The following is a 16,150-nucleotide window of genomic DNA, read 5'->3' as shown; positions in this document are numbered from 1 at the left end:
GACCGAGTTGAAAAAGATATTTTTCCTTCTTGTTGCAGGGCTGGCCTTGCGCACCACTATCTCGGCGCAAAAAACTCTGAGTACTCCAGATTCAAAGCCCCTCGTAGTCGTCATCAGTCTCGACGGTTTCCCCGCCCGTGCATTGCAAGACCCGCTGCTCCCCATGCCAACGCTGCGTTCCTTGGCCGCGCATGGCGCGGTTGCCGACGCTATGCGTCCCATCAATCCAACCGTCACATGGCCCAATCACACAGCTCTCGTTACAGGTGTGAACGCCAGCAAGCATCACGTCATGGCCAACGGCTTGATTGAATTCCCCGCGAACGGCGGCGAGCCTGAAATTGAGCCGTGGGTAGATAAAGACAAGCTCGTACATGCACGCACGCTCTATGAAGCAGCCGCAGAAAAAGGACTGACCACAGGGCAAGTGGACTGGGTTGCCATCTACGGCGCCAAAGGCGTTGCATGGCAGTTCGGCGAAAAGCCCGATCCCGCCAGCCCCATCGCGCAGGAGCTAGTCACGCAAGGCATCCTGACACAGGACCAGCTTGAGCACTTTGGCCGTGGCAGCAGCCCCGCCTGGCGCGATGAAGTATGGACAGACGCCGCTGTGGACATCATCGCGCGCCACACGCCCGACCTGTTGTTGCTGCACCTGCTGGAGACGGACACGCTGCAGCATGAATATGCTCCCATGACTTCGGCTGCCTATGCTGCCTACGCGTACGCCGATACCCGCATCGCGCAAGTTGTCGAAGCCGTGCGCAAAGCAGGCGCGCTCAATCGCACAACCTTCTTCATCGTCTCCGACCACGGCTTTGCGAGCTACACTCACAGCATCCATCTCAATGTGGGCCTGATAAATCAAGGACTGCTGCGCAAAGACGGCGACCACTACGCGAGCCCTGTGTTGATCAAGGCCGAAGGCGGAGCCGCGCAAGTCTTCATCCGCGATGCCAAACAACGTGCAGCGCTGGTGCCTAAACTCAAAGCGTATTTCGCGACTCTGCCCGGCGTAGCGCATGTCTATACCAATGAAGAAGCGCGTGCAATCGGTATTCCCTCCGAGCAGGAGACCGACCAGGCTCCGCAGCTTTATCTTGCAGCCGCAAAAGACTACGCTTTCACTGATGAAGCTTCCGATGCGTTGATAACCGAGCACCCGGCAAGAGGCCAGCATGGCTATCTGAATACGGACTCTGACATGCAGGCGCTGTTTGTTGCTTCAGGCGTCCACATTCGTGAAGGCGTGCACCTTGGCTCCATTGCAAACCTGCGCGTTGCGCCAACAATCGCAAAAATTCTCGGCATTGAATTACCGGACGCCGAGCAGCAACCCCTGACGGAAATCCTGAAGTAGCTTTCAGCACACGCGGGGATGGCGCCTGTGTAAGGCGCCATCCCCGCGCTCGTTATACCTCTACATTTTTCCGATACACCGGAAGATAAGCGTGCGGTTATAGTTACAGTACTCACTTCTTGAGCAATGTTCTGTACTGACCCGCATATGTGGAGGAAGAGTCCCGATGACTACCGTAGAAGTTCCCGCGCCCGGCTTCCCACTCCAGGTTCCAGAAACGGCTACGGCGTCGGCTGGCAGGCGCATTCTCTCCATCGACATCTTCCGCGGCATCACTATGGCGGTCATGATTTTTGTTAATGACCTTGCAAGCGTGCACGGCATGCCATGGTGGACTGAGCATGCTCCCGCACGGCTGGACGAGATGACCTATGTGGACATGGTCTTCCCCTTCTTTCTTTTTGCCGTAGGACTATCCCTGCCGCTGTCAGTGGCGCAACGGCTCCGGCGCACTCCTTCGCAAGCCGCGCTATGGTGGCACATTCTCACGCGAGCTATTGCGCTCGTCGTGCTGGGACTCATCATCGCTAACGCGGAAAAAGCAACACAGATGGGCATCAGCGGCAGCGCGTGGGGAATCCTCGGGCTACTCTGCGCCTCTCTCTACCTCGGCGTCTACGGGAAGTCGGACCGTTCCCAACGTATTGGCCGCATTCTGAAGATTGCAGGCTTGGTGGGTGTCGTCATTCTGTTTGCTATCTATCGGCGAGTAGCACACGACGGCCAGACTGCGTGGATAGACTTTTCCTACCCGGAGATTCTTGGGCTGATTGGATGCAGTTATCTCGGCGTCTCTGTCCTATACATTCCAACGCGACGCTGGAGGTGGGCGCCTGCTGCGTGGTTCGCGCTTCTCGTCGCTTTTAACGCCTTTTCGAGCGCCCACTGGCTCAATTTCCCCAACAGGCTTCCAATCCTGATATGGCCTTATAACAACGGCGCTATGTGCAGCATCATGATGGCGGGTATCGTGGTGTCTTCCTTGTTTCTTTCCGCGGACCGCGCCTCTGCGCCACGCAAGGCAGCAACCTGGCTGGCGCTTGGGTTTGCGGCACTGGCATTTGCGGCAGGATACCTGCTCACTCCGTTGGGCATCTCGAAGATCCGCGCTACGCCTACGTGGTCACTCTATTGCGTCGGAGCCGCAGTCCTGCTCTTTATGCTTCTCTATTGGCTCTGCGACGTAAAGCGCTGGCAGAGCTGGGCAGCTCCGGTACGCTCAGCCGGTGAAAACACCCTGCTGACGTACCTGCTGCCCGATCTCTGGTATTTCGTGCTGAGCGCGGCCGGAATAACTTACCTCGACACGCATTGGAACGCGGGCACGCCCGGTGTCGCAAGGTCGGTAATCTTCACCTTGCTGATACTTGCTGTCTCCACTGCGCTTACACGGGTAAAAGTCCGGCTCCAGCTCTAAACGCCTAGACTTCGATGACGGCCTTGGAGAGATTGCGCGGCTTATCCACGTCCACGCCATGCTCCAGCGCCATGTAGTAGCTGAATAACTGGAACGGCACCACTTCCTCAATCGGAAGCAGATATTCATTCGTCGGCTCAACTTCAATCACATCGGTCGCCAAGGCACGCACCGTCTCATCGCCCTTGTTGATGATGGCAATTACGCGCGCGCCCTGCTTCTTCATGTCTTCCAGCAGTTGCACGGTCTTTTCATAGCGAAGCACGGAGTCTTCAAGCCCCTTGTCTACCGTGGCCAGCGCTACCAGCGGCGTTTGCTCGCCAACCAGCGCATTGGGGCCGTGCTTCAGCTCGCCCGCCGGGTAGCCTTCAGCGTGCACATAGCTTGACTCCTTCATCTTCAGCGCGCCTTCGCGGGCAATGGCGTAGTGAATGCCGCGGCCTAGATAAAGGAAGGTCTTTGCATCGGCATACTTGTGCGCCAGGGACTTTGCCGCATCGCTCCATCCATCAAGCTGACGCGCAATCTGTTCTACCAAAGCACGCAGCGTACGAATGTTTGCGGAAATCTGTCCTGCGTCCATCACGCCGAGGCGTTCCGCTTCATAGAGCGCCAGCAGGTAGAGCGCCGTCAACTGGCAGGTAAAGCTCTTGGTCGCCGGAATCGCAAATTCCTTGCCCGCAGCCAGCGGCATTGCCGCCGAAGCTTCGCGCAGCATGGAGCTGCCATGCACGTTGGCAATTGCCAGCGTCGGCTCGCCCGCTTCCCGCGCAAGGCGCAGCGCGGCCAGCGTGTCCGAGGTTTCTCCCGATTGCGAAATCACCAGCACGGAAGGGCGGCGGGGATTCACCGTGCCACGCGTACCCCATTCACTGGCATACTCCACATCTACGGCAAGGCCGCAGAGGTCTTCCAGCAGAATCTCCGCAAAGAGCCCCGCGTGGCGGCTGGACCCGGAGGAAGCAATCAGAACCTCGCCGCGCGGATTGAGCCAGCCGGCCAACCCGGCAAAGGCCTCTGCCTTGAGCTTATCCCCGTCAAGGTACAAATCCAGCGTGCGCTGAATTGCCTCCGGTTGTTCATACATTTCACGAAGCATTGCGTGGGGAAACTCGCTCATTTTTTATCTCTCAATGGCAGGAGCCATTTTTGATTTTAATGGCGGGGCAGGGGGTGCGGCGAATTGGGCGCTCTGTGCCTTGTTCTTGCTGGGAAGGGTGTTTGGCGGTTTTGCCGGGAGGATTGGGGGGAGGGAGGGGGATTTGTTTTATGTTGTTGATATTTAGGCGGTTAGTTGTTGATGTCTATGTTTATTGATTAGTTAATGGGTTGGCGGAAAGTGGTTACTTTTCCAAAAAATAAAAATTCTTTCCTTTTTTCTGGCTCGGGGAAGGAGTTTTACTGTCCCAGTATGCCCCTCCTGCTTGCCCGATGCGGGAAGTTTCAAAAGCATGCCTCAGGGGCTGAAGCCCGTACCCTTCCAAACCATTCGGAAGACGCTGCCTAAAGCCCGATGCTTTTCCTTTGGCTTTGATTGCCGGGGATAAATCCCCGGCCTACCTTTTGTTTCTAATGCGCCCGGTGCTCTTGGAGTTTGTGTAATACGCGTTAAATCATCATTTTAGAGGCGGAATTTGGTGTTTCTTGATTGGTTAATGGGTTTCTGGAAAATGGTTACTTTGCAGAAAAAATAGCTCGAAAAAACTTTTTTGTGGTCTGGAAAGACAGAAAGCCCGGTTCGCTAGAACCGGGCTTTCTTGCTGGTGATTTTGAGTATGGCATAGATGGGGTTAATTGAGCGCAAGAGTTATCCACAGATTTGGGATTTATTTGCATTGCATGCAGCCACTGCGCGCTTTGCGCGCCACGAGGCTTTTGTAGCCCTCCCGGTGGTCAGGGTCGAGATGGGGGTGTGGCGGTCAAAAAGGCAAACGCAGATCCTTCGCTCCGCCTACCCCACGCAGGATTAAACCGTGCGAGGAGCCCCAATGCGCTGCGCTCAGGATGACAACGCTCCATTTTGTGAGTGAACAAAAAACAGGGGGCTGGCGGTGTGGGTATCCCATGTCCCCAAGTGCAAGGACCCTTCGGCAAGCTCAGGGCAGGCTATGGGGCACCCGATATTTGTAGCTAGTCGAGAAAAAGCAACGACAAGAACAACTGCAGGTCCTTCAGCTTCGCTCAGGATGACAATGCCTGGGGGGATGGGGAGAGCTCTCTCGGTATCGGTATCCCCGGTCCCCAAATGACAGGGACCGGGGGGCACCCAGGTACGTGACTGCCCGACGGCGAATCCTTGTCCTAGAAGCGGAAGAAGGTTTCAAGGGCTATGCTGCGGCCGGGGGTGCTGTTGCCAAAGTTGCTGTTGAGGGCGGTGGATTCGCCGAAGTAGCTGGAGCTCAGGATGCCTACCGGCTGGGAGTAGTTGGGATGGTTGAGGACGTTTTGTGCCATTACGGCCAGGCCCAGCGTGTATTTGCGCTCGATGGGGAGCGGCTTGGGCTGCTTTTTGCTGCCGGGCTTGGCGGGCGGGGCCTGGGGCTGCTCGTCCTTGGGGAGCGGCGGGCCGAAGTTGAAGCGGCGGTTGATGCGGGCGTTCCATGAGAAGAGGCCGGGACCGGTGCCGTAGTTGATGGGGATGATTTTCTGGCCCGCGATGGGGTCGGCGTCGAAGGTGCCCCACTTGGTTTTGTAGACGCTGGGGCGGGTCAGGTCCGTTGCGAAGGCGGGGCGGTCGTTGAACTGATTGTCGCCGTTGAGGTCGTCGCCGACAGTGATGTTGAAGGGCGAGCTGGACTGGTACATGACGAAAGAGTTGAAGGTAAAGTGCTGCGGGAGGCGCGTGTATCCGCCGGCAAAGACGCGGTGGTGGATGTCCCATGAGGCGCGGCCCCAGTCCTGGCCCAGGTTGTACTGGTTGGAGGGGAAGCTGTTGAGGCCTCCGGTGTCGGCGCTGGCGTGGCTGAACATGTAGTTGCCCCAGAAGCCGCTGATGCGGGTGTTGTAACCCACATTGACGTTGATGCGGTTGCGCTCGGAGAAGCCTTCGGAGCCGTACTGGTAGATGTTTTCAAAGACGCCGAGGGGGCGCGTGCCGCTGGTGGGGTCCTTGGGGTTGTAGGTGCCGGGGAGCGGGGCGTTGATGTTGCGCGTGACGAACTGGTGCAGGCCGCGGGTGTAGAGATAGTTGACGGAGAGGGAGAGCGACTTGAAGAGCTGCTTATCTACTCCAACTCCGGCGATGGCGAGGTAAGGCGCGCGGAGGGTGGGGCTGAGCGCGAAGATGGTGGGCGCGCTGGTGCTGTCCGTGCCGCTGGAGCAGGCTGTGGGGTCGGTGTTGCAGGTGCCGGGGAAGAAGTCGGGGTTATTGATGACGACGGCGGATTGTGTGATGCCGTTCTGGCGCTCGGCCTGCAGGAGTCCGGTGGAGGCGAAGCGGGTATAGAAGAGGCCGCCGCCGGCGCGGATGATGGCGTGGGGCGGTTTGGGTCCGCCTTTGATGACCTTGCCGTCGGGGCCCTTGGTGTCCGGCATGTTTCCTGCGGGGATAGACCAGGCGATGCCGAAGCGTGGGGCGAAGTCCTCGTGGTCGCTGATGCCGGTTTGTGATTCAAAGCGGATGCCGTAGCTGAAGGTGACGCTGGGGACGATCTTCCAGTTGTCTTCGGCGAATGCGCCTACGTCCGCCATATCCACGACGATGGAGGGCGTGCCGTGGGTCTGGGTATAGAGGCTGGCTCCGCCGCCGTTGGCGCGGATTTCAGCAGGGGTGAGTCCCGCGGCTATGCCTTGCTCTGTTATCTGGTAGTGGTTGAGGTCAGCAAAGGTGTAGGAGCCGTTGTAACCCGCAGTCGAATAATTGGAGTCGCGGATGATGCGGAGGCGCGCACCGGTGTTGATTTCGTGGTTGCCGCGGTCGAGGCGGAGGAGGTCGTAGAACTCATAGTGGTCCTGCGCGTCGCGGTTGATGCCGGTGTTGGAGCCGCCGCTGGTGAAAGCGCCCTGCACGGCGATGGTGGGGTCGGTGGAGAGGGGCGTTTGCTCGGTGCGGTCGCGGGTGTACTGGAAGTGGACTTCGTTGAGCGTGGTGGGGGTGAATGCCTGCGAGTCGCTGATCTGCAGAACCTGTTCGGTGGCCGTGGTGCTGACGGCTTGCGACTGCAGCGCAAACTGGCCGACGCCGGAGTTGGAGGCGGTTTCGCGGTTAATCATGTAGCGGATGCTGAGGGTGTGCACGTTGCCGAGCTGCCAGTCAAAGCGCTGGGTGAGGTAGAGCTTGTCGGACGGCGTGCTGACGGCCTGGGTGAAGGCGACCTGGTTGAGCGTGGCGGGGTCGAGGATTTCGGCGTTGATGACGGAGTTGTTGATGGCTCGCTGCGTCCACATGGAGTAGAAGTAGGACGAGGTTTTGGTGACGGGGCCGTCGAGGTCGCCTTCGAGCTGCCACTCGTAGTAGGGCGGCTGCTGGGTGGAGGGGATGAGGGGGTTGAGGGCGTTCCACGGGGAGTTGTTGCCGTGGACCCAGAGGTCGCCGTGGAGCTTGTCCGCGCCGGGCTTGGTGAGGATTTCAATGCGGCCAAAGCCTAGCTGGTCGTACTGGGCGGAGTAGGGGTTCTGGTTGATGCGGATTTCGCGGATGGCGTTTTTGGGCGGGAGCTTGCCGCCGGTGAATCCGTCGACGTAGATTTGCGAGCCGGTTTCGGCGTCGGCTCCGGCGATGGACTGGAGCTGGGTGGAGAGCTCGTCGGGGTCGTCAGAGAGGGCGGAGAGGTTATCGCCTTTGAGGACGACGGCTCCGCCGTTTTTCTCAGGGCTGGTATCGGGCTCGTCGGCGTTGACGACTACGGATTGCTGGTCGGAGGCGATGGCCAGGGTAAGCGTGAGGGTGACGGAGCCTCCGGCGGCCAGGTGAACGTTTTCAACGTGGGCGGGGGAGAAGCCGGCCTCGGAGGCTTCAAGGATGTAGGAACCGGCGGCGAGGCCGCTGAAGGAGAAGTGTCCGGCGGCGTCCGAGGTGGTTCGGACGGGTGCGTGGCCGGTGCGGGTGGCGGTGACGACGGCGTTGGGAATGACTGCGCCGGTGGGATCGGCTACGGTTCCGCCGATGTGGCCGGTAGAGGCGGGTTCGGCTGCTGTGGGGTGGATGTCAGCGTGGCCGGGGGCTGCGGAAGCCAGCGAGGCACAACAGAGCGGAAGAGCGAGAGCAAGAGAGAAAAAGGCACGCATAGATCAGCCGGCTACTCCTGGAGAGCACTGGAAGAGGGGAATTGTGGGTAGTTCACAAGAAAAAAGAGAGTGCGCAACAGGCTGGGCGATCTTGCCGGGTGGGTCTGCCCTGAGAGTTGCCACATATGAGACGAGTCGAGATGGGGTTTCGTTCCTAAAGAAAGTGAAAAAAGCGGGTACAGGGGGTAGCGTTTGGGGTACAGGGTTTTAGATAAAGGGCTAAAGGCTATAAAGAGCAAAAGCTATAAAGGGCAACCGCAGATCCTTCGCTCCGCCTACCCCACTTTGTGGGGCCCCAAAGCGCTTCGCTCAGGATGACACTGCTTTCTTTTGTGGGAGGACGAGGGCGGTATTCCCAGGTCCCAAAAGCAGGGACCTGGGAATACCGGAGATTTAGTGACCTGCGGTCAGGGGGGCGGGGGATGGGGTGGGTTGCTCTTTCTCGCGGAAGGCGAAGAAGAAGAGGATGAGGATGACCGCGGAGAGGCCGCCTGCGGAGAGCCAGATGGGGGTCCACTGGTGGGTTGCGGAGCCGTCGGTGGCTACGGTGGCGTAGCGGTCTACGATGGCTCCGGAGAGCCAGGAGCCGACGAGCATGCCGGCGCCGTAAGTGATGAGGGTCATCATGCCCTGGGCGGCGGCGCGGGCGGATTCGGGGGCCTTGCGGTCGGTATAGATCTGGCCGGTGACGAAGAAGAAGTCATAGCAGATGCCGTGGAGGATGATGCCGAGCATGAGAATCCACGTTCCGGCGCCGGGGTTGCCGAAGGCGAAGCAGGCATAACGGATGGCCCAGGCGATCATGCCGGCGATGAGCATGTATTTGACGCCAAGGCGGCGGAAGAACCAGGGGATGAGCAGCATGCAGCCCAGCTCAGACCACTGGCCGAAGCTCATTTTGAAGGCTGCGAAGGGGACGCCGATTTCGTTGAGGAAGTTGTTGGTGAAGGCATAGTAGAACTGCAGCGGGATGCAGATGAGGAAGGCCGCGACGGCGAAGACGGCGTAGGCGGGCTGCTTGAGGAGCGCGAGAGCTTCGGTGGGGAGGATTTTGCCGAGGGAGAAGCCGCCTTCCGACTTGACGGGCGGGGTGTGCGGGAGGGTGAGCGAGTAGATGGCCAACACTAGCGAGGCTCCGGCGGCGATGCGGAGGGGCTGCGCGGTGGCTTCAAACTTGAGGAAGCTGACGGCGGAGCTGGCGATAATCCAGCCGAGGGTTCCGAGAACGCGGATGGGGCCGAACTCCTGCTGGGGGTTGGTGATGTGGCGGAAGGCGATGGTGTTGACCAGGCCGAGCGTGGCCATGTAGAGGCAGGCGTAGGCGAGCACGAGCCAGTAGATGGGGCCGTAAGTGGTGTGGCTGGCGGCGATCCAGAGGAGGATGGCTCCGGCGAAGTGGAGGGCGGCGAGGACGTGCTGGGTGGCGAAGAAGCGGTCGGCGATCCAGCCGGCGATGAAGGGGGAGACGATGGCTCCGACGGCGGTGGTGCTGGCGACTTGCGCGATCTCAATGCCGGAGAAGTGGAGCGTGCGGCCCAGCCACGTGCCTACGGTTACGTACCATGCGCCCCAGATGAAGAACTCCAGAAACAGCATTGCGGCGAGCCGCACTTTGATTAGCGACATTCTTGAGGGCCTCGGGAAGGATGGGTAGAACTTCGCTAGTAAGGATACGACAGGGACAAGGGAAAAGCGGTAGTGGGTCAGTTTGAATTCATAGACAGATGGAATCAGTGTTGAAGAGCGTGCCAATTTCCGAGTAGGCGACAAATTAGATGCAACCTCATTCCTGGGCCCTAGCGCGTTTCCCGGTACCAAACTACTTCACGCCGTGACGAGGCATCAATGTCGAGGGTTGCGGTCCGTTCAGCAGATAAAATGGAGGCTCCTATGAACTCCGTATGGAACTTGCATCTTCAGCGTTGCGTCATCGAAGATGGTGAGCCAGAGCTCCACGTTGGTGACGTATTCGATTGGCCTGTCACATTCTGGACTGAAACGTTGCTGAGCCGGGCTATTCAAAAAATTGAGGCCGCTCTTCCGCTCGCTGGCAACTATTACCGTGTGAATGCAAAAGTCATCTACATATCGCAAGACCCCACTCAGGCGGGCTGCATTCTGGATTTCGGTATTCAAGCCATCTCCGAGCTAGGTGGCCTCTTGGGCGTTCCTCTTCCGTCAGAGTGCGAACAGGGAGAGTACGTGGCCGGCGAAGTTCGGCTGGACCTCGCTCTCTGTACTGTGGTTCACCCGCTTAACATTACTCGCAAGTGGCGGGTGGAAGAGATTTCCGCCGATTTGGCCCACTACAGATTAAAACCGGGCGACACTTCTGGGCCTCTCTACCAAAAGGTCTCCAGTACCGATGCCGTTCGGGCGGGATCTTATGTTTTGCATTGCTCCCTGGTCTGATTTGAGCGGTTCGTTTGGCTTTCGGTGGAGCTTGGCAAATTAGAGGTCTTTCCATTCGAGTATCCCGCTGGGTAACGAGAAGTCGGTTTATTGGAAGCTACTGCCTAGCAGTTGGCGCAGTTCCGAATGCGTGACCGGCAATTCGGGAGTTACTGATCGCATCCTTGAGATACAAACTAACCCCATTGCCGAAAATCTGCCTTGCGTAATGCGCATTTAAGATTGTGTTTTGGAGCGAAGAGCATGGCGACGATTCTGGATGGGGCTACGATTGCGGCGGCGATTAAGGCCGATGTGGCGGAGGAAGTGAAGAAGCTGGCGGCGCAGGGCGTGACGCCGGGGCTGGCCGTGGTGCAGGTGGGGCATGTGGCGGCCTCCGAGATTTATGTGCGCAACAAGGTGGCTACCAGCAAGGAGCTGGGCTTTCTGAGTGAGCACATTACTCCGCCGGATACGGTGACGACGGAAGAGATGCTCGATACGATTCATGCGCTGAATTCGCGGGATGATATCGACGGCATCCTGGTGCAGTTGCCGCTGCCGAAGCAGGTCGATGCCAAAGTTCTGCTCGATGCGATTGCGCCGGAGAAGGATGTGGATGGGTTTCACCCGGTGAATGCGGGCAGGTTGCAGGCGGGCCGGCCTGCGCTGGCTCCTTGCACTCCGGCGGGCGTGATTGAGATTTTGAAGCGGAGCGGGATTCCGATCAGCGGCGCGAATGCGGTGGTTGTGGGGCGCAGCGATATTGTGGGCAAGCCCGCGGCGATGCTGCTGCTGCATGAGAATGCTACCGTCACGATTTGTCATTCGAAGACGCGCGATCTTGGCGCAGTGACGCGCGAGGCGGACATTCTTGTGGCTGCGATTGGGCGGCCGGGGTTTATTACGCCGGAGATGGTGAAGCCGGGCGCGACGATTATCGACGTGGGCATCAATCGCGTGGAGACGCGCGAGGAGTTCGACAGGTTTTTCAAGGGAAATGAGAAGCGTGAGGCTGCGTTTGCCAAACGCGGCTCGGTGATTGTGGGCGACGTGCATCCGGCGGCGTTTGAGGTTTCTGGTGCGTATACTCCGGTGCCGGGTGGAGTGGGTCTGCTTACGATTGCGATGCTGATGTCGAACACGGTGCGGGCTTGCAAGCTGAGGCACGGGCTCTGATGCTTCGCGTTGGGCTTACCGGCGGGCTTGGCTCGGGTAAGAGCACGGTTGCGGCGCTGCTGCGTGGGCTTGGTGCGCAGGTTATCGAGGCCGATGAGATGGGGCGTGCGCTGATGGAGCCGGGGCAATCTGTGTATGACGGGATTGTTCGCGTATTCGGACCGGATGTTGTCGGCGCGGATGGGAAGCTGAATCGGGCAAAGCTGGCGGAGATGGCCTTTGCCGGCGGGCGGTTGCAGGAACTGAATGCGATTGTGCATCCGGCGGTGATTGCGTCGCAGCGGGCGTGGATGGATTCGGTCTTTGCCAAGGATGCGAAGGCTGTGGCTGTTGTGGAATCGGCGCTGATTTTTGAGGTGGAGCGCGATGCCCGGGAGCGCGGCGAGAGTGAGGGCGTGCTTGCGGATTGGCGGAATCGGTTTGATCGCGTGATTGTGGTGACTGCGCCGGATGAGGTGCGGATTGCGCGGTATGTAGAGCGGGTTTGTTCTGGTAAGGATGCTGCGTGCCGCGAACGCGCTGTAGCCGATGCGCGGCAGCGGATTGCGAAACAGATTCCCGATGCGGAGAAGGCGTCGCGGGCGGATTTTGTGATTGCGAATGATGGGGATAAAGCAGCGCTTGAGGCTCGGGTTGGGGATGTTTGGCGGCGGCTGCAGGTTGAGAGTGCGGGTGTGGTTTCGATAAACGGCGAAGAGCTATAAAGAGCAAAGACTATAAACGGCAAAAGCTATAAAGGACAACCGCAGATCCTTCACTCCGCCTACCCCAATGCGCTTCGTTCAGGATGACACTGCCTTCTTTTGTGGAAGAACTGCGATGGGAACATCCATGATTTTTCGCTAGTGCAATGGGGTCGTTTCTTCTTCGCTGGTGTCGGAGCAACTCCAGATGACACTTTTGCTGTTGGCTTTGCTGCAGACTTTGTTTCTTCCGGCGCGCTTGGCGGAGTAGAGAGCGGCGTCGGCTTCGGACAACAGGTTGGGGATTGCTTCTGTGCCGCTGGCTACGCCGATGCTTGCGGTGACGTGTACATCGCGGCCTTTGCCGGGGTTGGGGATGCCGGCGGATTCGATTGCGGCACGGATTCGGTTGGCTACGCTCATGGCTGTGTTTTGCGGGACGTTTTCGAGCAGGATTACAAACTCTTCGCCACCGTAGCGGAAGGCGTGGTCGTTGTGGCGGCGCAGTTGCGACTGGATGAGGCTGGCGACGCGGACGAGGCACTGGTCTCCGGCGAGATGGCCGGCGTAGTCGTTCAGGTCTTTGAAGTGGTCGATGTCGAGCATGAGCACTGCATGCGGAGTTGGAATGGGATTGTTTTCGATTTCTTCTACGACTTCTCGCAGCAGGCGGCGGTTACCGAGGCCAGTGAGCATGTCATAGGCGCTGGTTCGGTTGAGCTCCGCATTTTGAATGCGCGTGAGAAGTGAGAGCAGGTAGGCATGCCGCGTTTGCTTCTCTGACATGTAGTTGCCGTAGGCAGCGAAGAGGGACGCGGTGACGGTGATGAAAGCGCAGGCGTAGAAGACGCTGCTGTTGTACTGCGGCAAGCGATAGGTGAGATAGATTTCAAAGATGCAGACTCCGATGCAGGCAATGATGGTGGGCAGAAAGCGTATCTGCTGCACGGAGGTGAAGTAGAGGAATGCAAGAGAGAACAACTGCAGCATGGCCCAGCGATAGGGAGACTGGCTCATGAGCGTGAGTGAGACGCAGTTAGCTGTGACAAGCAGCGCGGTTGCTACTACGCATAGCTCGCGCAAAAGCGGGTGCGGATTGCAACGCAGTATCCATTTGGCGGCCACGGCGAGCGGCGTGGTGATGCCCCATTGGATGAGCAGCATCTTTGGAAACATGGCGTCGCCGAGCAGCAGCTTTTGCGGATAGAGAACAAGCTGGAAGATGGCGAGTACGATGAGGCCCATGCGGAAGAGATAGCGGCAGCGCTCCTTGCCCGTCTCCTGCTCGAAGAAATTTTCGAGCGCTGGGGAAAATTGCAGACGCAGGGAATCGCTCTCGATGTGGTCTTCCACGAGGGAATGCGTAATGTGCTGTGGGATTGGACTGCTCAGCATCTTTACCTGATTTGTACTGATGGTTGGTGTCTTCTCATGTTCTGTTCGTTTCATTATCGACGGAATTTTTATGAATTGGTGGGCGTATCCAGAGCCTTTCCGGTGTTTCCGCCATTGTGGTGCCGGTATATAGAACCAAAAAGGCTTAAATTTGAGGCCGGGTAGTTTGTGGCGCATCTGGAAGAGGAAAACCGGGTTCATTAGAATAAGTGCTGAGCAAAAGTGCCGTATGGAGGGGCTGCGTTGAGCGGCTTTGCGTGCGGTGCGTTCGGAAACTTAATGTTCGCGAGGTGGATGGGATGAAGTTGCGCCGGATTCTTTTGGTTCTGCTGCTGGTGGGCGGTTTCTGGTACGTCACGGCGCATGTTTCGGGAGATTTGCGCTCGCTGGGCTTTCTTAAACCAAGCAGCAAGGGCACGGGGCTTGAGCTGACGGAGGCGCATGCCGCGCCGGAGTATGACTCCGAGGAACAGAACAACATTTCTGTTTACAAGCGTGTGCTGCCTTCCGTGGTGAACATTACGGCAACGAGCCTGACGTTCAACTTTTTCTATGGCGCGGTGCCGCAGCAAGGGCAGGGATCGGGGTTTGTGCTGGACAAGGCCGGGCATGTGCTGACGAACTATCACGTGGTGGCGGACGCGAATCGCAACGGCATTGCCAACCGCGGCATTGAAGTGCAGCTCTCGAACAAGCATAAGTATCCGGCGACGGTGGTTGGCACGGACCGCACACACGACCTGGCGCTGCTGCAGATCAATGCGCCGAATCTGCAGCCCGTTACGCTATCGGACTCCTCCGGGCTTGCGGTGGGGCAGAAGGTGTATGCGATTGGCAATCCGTTTGGGTTGAACGGCACGATGACGCGGGGCATTATCAGCTCGATTCGCTCGATTCGCGGCGGCGAAGGCGCGCCAATTGAGGATGCGATTCAGACGGACGCGGCAATCAATCCGGGCAACTCGGGCGGACCGCTGCTGAACTCACGCGGCGAGGTGATTGGCATTAACACGATGATTGCTACGAATGGTTCGGAGCAGAGCGCGGGTATTGGGTTTGCGATTCCGATTAACACGGCCAAGGCGGTGCTGGGCGACCTGACACGCTATGGGCATGTGAACCGTCCTTCGCTGGGGATTGTGAGCTTTCCGATTGGGCCGGATCTTGCGGAGCAGATGGGGCTTTCGGCGGATCAGGGCGTCCTGATTCAGAAGGTGCTTGCCGGCGGCGCGGCGGAGAAGGCCGGGCTGCATGGCGGCAATCAGCAGGCTTACCTGGGGAATACGCCGATTATGATTGGCGGCGATTTGATTGTCGGCATCGACGGGCAGCAGGTTACGGATACGCAGGATATCGATGTGATTATGGACAAGCACCAGGCCGGCGATACGGTAAGTGTGACGGTGCTGCGCGGGCAGAAGCAGATTACGGTAAAACTGCTGCTGGGCGGCGAGGTTAAGTCGCAGACGACTTGAAGGCAGCTTTTTAGCTATTAGCTCTTAGCTGGGCTGTGGGAGAGCTGGCCAGAGGTGCTATCCCACTCATGCGACAAAATGTGTTGCATGAGTGGGGTATTTGGCGCTGATGTGCAACGTGGCCATCTAAGTCGAAAAGGATGCCTCAGGGCCTAAAGGCCCTACTTAATGTGACCTGGTTGATTGCCGGGGCTGAAGCCCCGGCCTACCTGAAAACAAGCGATTGTGCATCAGCGCCGACATTGCGCTTATTGGCGCTGCGTTGTGGTTGTGACTGTGGAGGTTGCGGGGTCGCGGGAGATGAGGCCCAGCAATGCCGAGGCGAGTGCGGTGACGAGGGTGACGACCGTGCCGGTTCCGGCATGGCCCAGCGTGATGCCCTGCTGCGTGAGCACGCCGCCGATGCTGCCAACTGCGATGAGCAGGCCCGCGGCCGTGGTGCGTGGATGAAGCCAGATGTTGCTGATGAGGGTGTTCATGGGGGAGGACTCCTTTACAGGGGACAGGGTGCGGGGTACAGGGTACAGATATGCTTCGGAGTCTTTGGCCCCGTACCCTGCATCCTGTCCCCTGTACCCTGGTTTTTACAGCTTGACGCCGATGGTGGTGAGAAACTGCTTGAGATCGGGCCAGACGGCCTTGAGAGCGTTGACGGTTTCGACATCGAGCACGATGTTGAGCGGGTTGGCGGCTGCGCTGGAGGCGTCGGCAAGCGGCTTTTCAAGCTGGCCGAAGAGCGTGCCGAGGGCGGCTACTACGGTAGGAGCGACTTTCAGGTCGTTTTCGGCTCCGTTGAGCCACTTGAGAGCGTCTTCGGCTCCGATTTCGATTCCCTTTTCTATGCTGACGAGAATGTTTGCCATAATTTGTAGTTCCTTTTCAGAAGTAGTAATGGGCTCCTGACGGAGCCCTCTGCAAAGTTAGTGAACCCAGAACGCTTCGCGTGTCCTGCGTGCCGTGGTTGCGGACAAGCAGGACGCGCGCGGCGTGGCTGAAAATGACTCCACGCGCGCATCTCCACTTG

At 58.6% G+C, this 16,150-nt stretch carries 12 protein-coding genes; 6 read left to right on the top strand and 6 right to left on the bottom strand.

What is annotated here, in order from left to right:
• Positions 1-7 precede the first annotated feature (7 nt).
• Both AC5S3R_RS14000 and AC5S3R_RS13995 read left to right on the top strand, forming a co-directional pair.
• On the top strand, positions 8-1,360 hold the full coding sequence (locus AC5S3R_RS14000; RefSeq protein ID WP_494267693.1) for an alkaline phosphatase family protein: 1,353 nt from the start codon (positions 8-10) through the stop codon (positions 1,358-1,360).
• Positions 1,361-1,526: 166 nt separating this feature from the next.
• The gene (locus tag AC5S3R_RS13995; RefSeq protein WP_494267692.1) at positions 1,527-2,777 is read left to right on the top strand and encodes a DUF5009 domain-containing protein; all 1,251 of its coding nucleotides are present in this window, start codon (positions 1,527-1,529) and stop codon (positions 2,775-2,777) included.
• Positions 2,778-2,781: 4 nt separating this feature from the next.
• Here the strand turns inward: AC5S3R_RS13995 and AC5S3R_RS13990 are convergent, their stop codons facing one another.
• The 3 genes from AC5S3R_RS13990 to AC5S3R_RS13980 all read right to left on the bottom strand — a co-directional run bounded on the left by AC5S3R_RS13990 (position 2,782) and on the right by AC5S3R_RS13980 (position 9,629).
• Complete coding sequence (locus AC5S3R_RS13990) at positions 2,782-3,897, bottom strand: SIS domain-containing protein (protein WP_494267691.1); 1,116 nt, start codon at positions 3,895-3,897, stop codon at positions 2,782-2,784.
• A 1,181-nt stretch (positions 3,898-5,078) separates the two neighbouring features.
• Complete coding sequence (locus AC5S3R_RS13985; protein WP_494267690.1) at positions 5,079-8,003, bottom strand: TonB-dependent receptor; 2,925 nt, start codon at positions 8,001-8,003, stop codon at positions 5,079-5,081.
• Positions 8,004-8,396: 393 nt separating this feature from the next.
• The gene (locus AC5S3R_RS13980; protein ID WP_494267689.1) at positions 8,397-9,629 is read right to left on the bottom strand and encodes a nucleoside permease; all 1,233 of its coding nucleotides are present in this window, start codon (positions 9,627-9,629) and stop codon (positions 8,397-8,399) included.
• 264 nt (positions 9,630-9,893) lie between these two features.
• On the opposite strand from AC5S3R_RS13980, the gene AC5S3R_RS13975 reads away from it, so the two are divergent.
• The 3 genes from AC5S3R_RS13975 to coaE all read left to right on the top strand — a co-directional run bounded on the left by AC5S3R_RS13975 (position 9,894) and on the right by coaE (position 12,277).
• Complete coding sequence (locus AC5S3R_RS13975; RefSeq protein WP_494267688.1) at positions 9,894-10,415, top strand: hypothetical protein; 522 nt, start codon at positions 9,894-9,896, stop codon at positions 10,413-10,415.
• A gap of 243 nt (positions 10,416-10,658) precedes the next feature.
• Positions 10,659-11,573 (top strand): bifunctional 5,10-methylenetetrahydrofolate dehydrogenase/5,10-methenyltetrahydrofolate cyclohydrolase, encoded by a 915-nt coding sequence (locus AC5S3R_RS13970; protein WP_494267687.1) that lies wholly within the window; start codon positions 10,659-10,661, stop codon positions 11,571-11,573.
• Positions 11,573-12,277: a dephospho-CoA kinase gene (gene coaE / locus AC5S3R_RS13965; RefSeq protein ID WP_494267686.1), complete on the top strand. Its 705-nt coding sequence runs from the start codon at positions 11,573-11,575 to the stop codon at positions 12,275-12,277. Before AC5S3R_RS13970 ends, coaE begins: the two co-directional genes overlap by 1 nt.
• 138 nt (positions 12,278-12,415) lie before the next feature.
• On the opposite strand, the gene AC5S3R_RS13960 is transcribed toward coaE, so the two are convergent.
• Positions 12,416-13,705, bottom strand: coding sequence for a GGDEF domain-containing protein (locus AC5S3R_RS13960; protein WP_494267684.1), 1,290 nt, complete (start codon positions 13,703-13,705; stop codon positions 12,416-12,418).
• Between the two features lie 245 nt (positions 13,706-13,950).
• On the opposite strand from AC5S3R_RS13960, the gene AC5S3R_RS13955 reads away from it, so the two are divergent.
• Positions 13,951-15,126 (top strand): S1C family serine protease, encoded by a 1,176-nt coding sequence (locus AC5S3R_RS13955; protein ID WP_494267681.1) that lies wholly within the window; start codon positions 13,951-13,953, stop codon positions 15,124-15,126.
• 248 nt (positions 15,127-15,374) lie between these two features.
• Here the strand turns inward: AC5S3R_RS13955 and AC5S3R_RS13950 are convergent, their stop codons facing one another.
• Positions 15,375-15,605: a hypothetical protein gene (locus AC5S3R_RS13950; protein ID WP_494267680.1), complete on the bottom strand. Its 231-nt coding sequence runs from the start codon at positions 15,603-15,605 to the stop codon at positions 15,375-15,377.
• A gap of 105 nt (positions 15,606-15,710) precedes the next feature.
• Positions 15,711-15,989 carry a hypothetical protein gene (locus AC5S3R_RS13945; RefSeq protein ID WP_494267679.1) on the bottom strand — a complete coding sequence of 93 codons (279 nt, stop codon included), beginning with the start codon at positions 15,987-15,989 and terminating at the stop codon, positions 15,711-15,713.
• Positions 15,990-16,150: the final 161 nt, after the last annotated feature.

Source organism: Occallatibacter sp. FHG110214_02 (genome assembly GCF_059115385.1).
Note: the sequence above shows the minus strand (reverse complement) of the source record. Positions and strands in the feature narration are given on the sequence as shown.

Bases quoted from the DNA above. Each gene is read 5' to 3' on its own strand.
- coaE (WP_494267686.1), top strand. From the start codon at position 11,573: ATGCTTCGCGTTGGGCTTACCGGCGGGCTTGGCTCGGGTAAGAGCACG.
- AC5S3R_RS13980 (WP_494267689.1), bottom strand. From the start codon at position 9,629: ATGTCGCTAATCAAAGTGCGGCTCGCCGCAATGCTGTTTCTGGAGTTC.
- AC5S3R_RS13985 (WP_494267690.1), bottom strand. From the start codon at position 8,003: ATGCGTGCCTTTTTCTCTCTTGCTCTCGCTCTTCCGCTCTGTTGTGCC.
- AC5S3R_RS13975 (WP_494267688.1), top strand. From the start codon at position 9,894: ATGAACTCCGTATGGAACTTGCATCTTCAGCGTTGCGTCATCGAAGAT.
- AC5S3R_RS13990 (WP_494267691.1), bottom strand. From the start codon at position 3,897: ATGAGCGAGTTTCCCCACGCAATGCTTCGTGAAATGTATGAACAACCG.
- AC5S3R_RS13995 (WP_494267692.1), top strand. From the start codon at position 1,527: ATGACTACCGTAGAAGTTCCCGCGCCCGGCTTCCCACTCCAGGTTCCA.
- AC5S3R_RS13955 (WP_494267681.1), top strand. From the start codon at position 13,951: ATGAAGTTGCGCCGGATTCTTTTGGTTCTGCTGCTGGTGGGCGGTTTC.
- AC5S3R_RS13945 (WP_494267679.1), bottom strand. From the start codon at position 15,989: ATGGCAAACATTCTCGTCAGCATAGAAAAGGGAATCGAAATCGGAGCC.
- AC5S3R_RS13970 (WP_494267687.1), top strand. From the start codon at position 10,659: ATGGCGACGATTCTGGATGGGGCTACGATTGCGGCGGCGATTAAGGCC.
- AC5S3R_RS13950 (WP_494267680.1), bottom strand. From the start codon at position 15,605: ATGAACACCCTCATCAGCAACATCTGGCTTCATCCACGCACCACGGCC.
- AC5S3R_RS13960 (WP_494267684.1), bottom strand. From the start codon at position 13,705: ATGAAACGAACAGAACATGAGAAGACACCAACCATCAGTACAAATCAG.